3 protein-coding genes are annotated in these 4,321 nt (G+C 55.9%); 2 read left to right on the forward strand and 1 reads right to left on the reverse strand.

Going from position 1 to position 4,321, the window contains the following annotated elements:
• The coding region (locus AC221Y_RS20875; RefSeq protein ID WP_486708285.1) for a hypothetical protein at positions 1 to 971 on the reverse strand (971 nt) is incomplete at its 3' end.
• 668 nt (positions 972 to 1,639) lie between these two features.
• Between AC221Y_RS20875 and AC221Y_RS20880 the strand changes: the two genes are divergently transcribed.
• Together AC221Y_RS20880 and AC221Y_RS20885 are read left to right on the forward strand one after the other, a co-directional pair.
• Complete coding sequence (locus AC221Y_RS20880) at positions 1,640 to 2,716, forward strand: LacI family DNA-binding transcriptional regulator (protein WP_486708286.1); 1,077 nt, start codon at positions 1,640 to 1,642, stop codon at positions 2,714 to 2,716.
• Between the two features lie 26 nt (positions 2,717 to 2,742).
• Entirely contained in the window at positions 2,743 to 4,095 is a 1,353-nt protein-coding gene (locus AC221Y_RS20885; protein ID WP_486708287.1) for an ABC transporter substrate-binding protein, read from the forward strand.
• Positions 4,096 to 4,321 lie beyond the last annotated feature (226 nt).

Below are 4,321 nucleotides of genomic sequence, written 5' to 3' on the forward strand. Positions count from 1 at the left end.
GGCCGAGGTTCATTTAGGGTTCGAACATCGACCTCCATCGACAGCTTTGTTTCCGGTGTTGTGTTTCCAAATGCGGGGCGCCCGCACTCCGCCGGAATTTGAGAAAGCAAACCCAAACTGCCCGCGGCTTTGAAAGCTCCGAACACGCTTTGGGCCATCGCCTGCGAACTTCTGAACGAACGAAAATGCTTGTGGCGATCTGTTTCCGCTATCTCCGCTTCAATCTCCAATGCCACTCTTTTGTCACGTGGCAGCATGAGATTTACGTATGGTTTTTCGAACGACGCGACGGGTGGTCTCCTCAGTCTATTTTGCCCGTCGAGATCACCATCGGAAAGCGCCTTGGTATAGTTCCACCAAGTCTCTTGGAGTAACGCCTCATACTTTGCCGGGTCTTTCCCCCCGCCGTTTGGCGCCATTAGCGTGCTCTTCGGCAGCGAGTGTCGGTACTCAATTTGGGGCAACTCTCTCAGTCTTGGAGCTTTTGAACGTTGGCCATATTGGAGCTGTGTGTTGGGCAAGGACGCGAAGACGATACTGACGCCAAGGGCTTGTGAGATTTCTTGCGATTTTTCTTCCAAGGCCGATTTGGCGGCTTCATCAGCGAGCAGCCATCGTGACCACCAATCCTCTTCTCCGAGGATTAAGACTTCCGGCCGCTCTAAGACCATCTCGCGGCCGAACCTCTCTCGAAGTTCATCTGACAACCGCTCAAGATTGGCGTCGACAATTGAGGCATATCGCAATCCCTCGAGCAGGGCGACAGGAGGTGGATCACTAGGCCCTCCCGAGTGTCCGATCACCTTCAGTTCAACCACCACCGCTCGCCCATGCTCCGTCAGACCGAACATATCAATCTTGCCAATTTCATGATCCGCACGTGTTGCTTTTAACGGGACTTGATAGTCAAGCAGTTCAAATTGGGTTCCGTCTGGTAAGAGCCAGCCTTGTTGCGCGTTGACCATTGCCATCGCAACGTGCTCCTCCCTGCGGTTTGTTTTCCCTTCCGTAGAGGGGTAGCCAGTTCTTTCTCCAAGATACGGTCGGCCACGCGCACGACTTGGGGCCTGTTCCTTTAGGCTCCGATAGGCTTGGGAGTATGAGGCAACATCCATTCGGCCGATGTCTTGGGACAACGAAGATTTGGGCCACCGCCGGGCAAACAAAATATCAATGGTCATGCGGCCACTCTAACCATTTAAGTGTTAACTTTCGCAAAAAATGTGTTGTTCCGGAAAGGTCCGCTGTGTCCGCACATCGACGTTTCAGCCAGCAAAAATGCTGCATAATGCACGAAAGTCCGGTTCGACGGGCCGCACCGCAGCATCCTGAGGTGGACGTGAACGGCAGCAATGGGCCGTTCATGTTGGTCTGGGCGAGATCGTTTGGCAGGATCGCTGCGATGCGGCTAACGGCAGCAAGGGGAGCCCAATGCCGCCATTTGCCACTCCGGACGACGAGCGTGAAGCGCGCGTTTCTGAACGCCTGAGGTTAGGCAGATCAAGCCAGTAAGAGTGAGAACGGTTTCGGCAGCAGACTAGCGATGGGCTCCATTTTGGCTCCGTCGTTGCAAAAATTGTAAAAAATTTCTTGCCGAAACCGGTTTCGTAAATCAGCGTGAGTCGTGGGGAGAGAGAAAATGGCTGCTGCAACAGCAACATTGTCGAGCAATCGCAGCGCAATGCGCGTCACGATAACCGATGTCGCAGAGGCGCTTGGGTTGACCAAGTCCACCGTTTCTCGTGCGATGAACGGATACCCAGACATCTCGGATGCAACCCAAATGCGCGTCAAGCGCATGGCGGCTAAGATGAACTATCAACCGCTTAGTCATGCTCAGGCAATTAAGACGGGACGCACCCGATCATTGGGCTTGATTCTGCAATTGTCCGATCACGATGCGCAGCGTCCGTTTCTGGCAGAATTCCTTGCCGGTCTCTCTGCGGGCGCAAGTGCTGAAGCCTTCACGCTTACAGTCGCGTCGGCCGACAATCACGAGCATCTCATAGAAACATTCCGCGCTTTGCTACGTGACGGGAAAGCCGACGGGTTCATTTTGCCGCGCGCAATGTCAGATGATCCGCGCGTTCATTTGCTGCGGGATGCCAACGTCCCGTTTGTGCTTTTTGGCCGTCAAGATGATGCGACGGGTTGCTGTTGGTACGACGTGCGAGGCGAAGACGCGATGCGCGATGCTGTCATGCATTTGGCATCGCTTGGACACAGGCGAATTGGTTTCATCAACGGCGGCATGATTTATGCCTATGCCGCTTTGCGTCGCGCAGGTTTCGAGCAGGGAATGCGTGATGCGGGTCTTGTTCTGGATGATACCCTTGTGCTTGAGAACGCTGTGACAATCAGTGAGGGCGCGTCTGCCGCTGAGGAAATCCTGGATCAGCCAAATGCGCCGACAGCGATAATTTGCGCTGTCGATTTCGCCGCGCTTGGCGTGTACCGCACTGCGCAAGCGCGCGGTTTGGCGATTGGCAAGGACTTGTCGGTCGTTGCCTACGACGGGATCCCAGAAGGCGCCCATGTACAGCCGCAACTCACCACTTTTTCAGTCGACAATCGCGTGGCAGGAAGTCGGCTCGCCACGCTTTTAATTAGACGCATTCGAAATGAACCGACCGAAAATCTGCGCGAAACTATTCCTGCGACATTTCTCGATCGCGGATCGACCGGACCGGTCAACTTAAAGCCAACAAAAAACTGACACTCAGTCTCACAGGGAGGAAGACTATGAATTTCAATACAAAAGCACTCATGCATACCGGCGTGGCGATGGCGCTTGTTCTTTCGGCAAGCGCGGTAAGCGCGGAGGAGCTGCGCTTCTGGACGACAGAAGAGCAGCCCGAACGGCTTGCGCGCCAGGAAGCAATGGCGGCGGATTTCGCGGCGGCCTCCGGGCATACTGTCTCGGTCATTCCGGTTTCCGAGAACGATCTTGGCACGCGCGCAACGGCCGCTTTCGCTGCGGGCGATTTGCCGGATGTGATCTACCACACACTTCAATATGCAGCCCCATGGGCTGAGGCTGGCATCCTTGATATCGATGCGGCGACCGATGTTGTCGAGGCCCTTGGCGCGGCAACATTTGCTCCGGGTGCACTTGGGATGGCAGCTGTTGACGGCGGCTATGCGTCTGTTCCAGTTGACGGCTGGACCCAGATGCTCGTCTACCGCGCGGACCTCTTCGAGGCAGCGGGCCTTGAGCCACCAAGCTCATATGCCAACGTTTTGGCGGCGGTCGACGCACTTCACAATCCGCCTTCTATGTACGGATTTGTGGCAGCCACGAAGATCGACGAAAATTTCATGAGCCAAGTGCTTGAGCATGTCTTCCTTGCCAATGGCGTCTCGCCTGTTGGGCCGGGCGGCGTTCAGGCGCTGGATGAGGCGGCGACAATCGAGGTGCTGGAGTTCTACAAAGCCATCGCCGAAGCTTCGCCTCCAGGTGATCTGTATTGGGATCAATCCCGCAGCCTGTACTTCAGTGGAAATGCCGCGATGATCATCTGGTCACCGTTCATTCTGGATGAGCTGGCAGGTCTGCGTGACAGCGCCCCGCCAACGATCAACGATGATCCAACGTCTCGTGATCTTGCCGCAGCCACGGGAATTGTGACGAACTTTTCCGGTCCGTCGAACCCCGGCGGTGCAGCTTGGGGCGACGTTCGCTACTTTGGCATCACGTCCGACGCATCAACCGATGCAGCCATGGAGTTTGTTGAGTATTCGATGAGCGAAGGCTACGGGGCGACACTGTCAATCGCTCCCGAGGGGAAGTTCCCAGTGCGTCGCGGCACCTCCGACAACCCAACTGCGTTTGCGGACCTTTGGGCGACACTGGATGTCGGCATCGACCGCAGAGCTCCTCTTGGCGAGTTGTATGACGCCGCAATGATCGATGAGATCGTTGGTGGTCTTGATGTGGCACAGCGCTGGGGCGTTGCGGATGGTCAGCTGTCGGCCGCCTCGGCCATAATCAACAGTCAGGTGATCAACCGTTACGTTCGCGAATTTATCGACGGTGAGCGTGATGCGGTTGCGACTGTAGCGGCGTTGAACGAAGCCATCGCGGCCGTTCAATAAGCGATTGAAATCAAGGCGTCCCCGTTTGTGGGGGCGCCTTTGTTCCCCGCATTCTCGGGAGTCGCCAGACCATGGCTGATATTCAACCACCCATCGGCACAGGACCATTGGCTAAGCGCGAAGCGCGTTTGGCATGGGGGCTGTTGTTTCCCACCATTACGGCTGTGGCCTTGGTTGTGGTGCTTCCTTTGTTGGCAATTTTTTGGATTTCGGTAAAGCCGGTCGA

This window comes from Boseongicola sp., assembly GCF_057460485.1.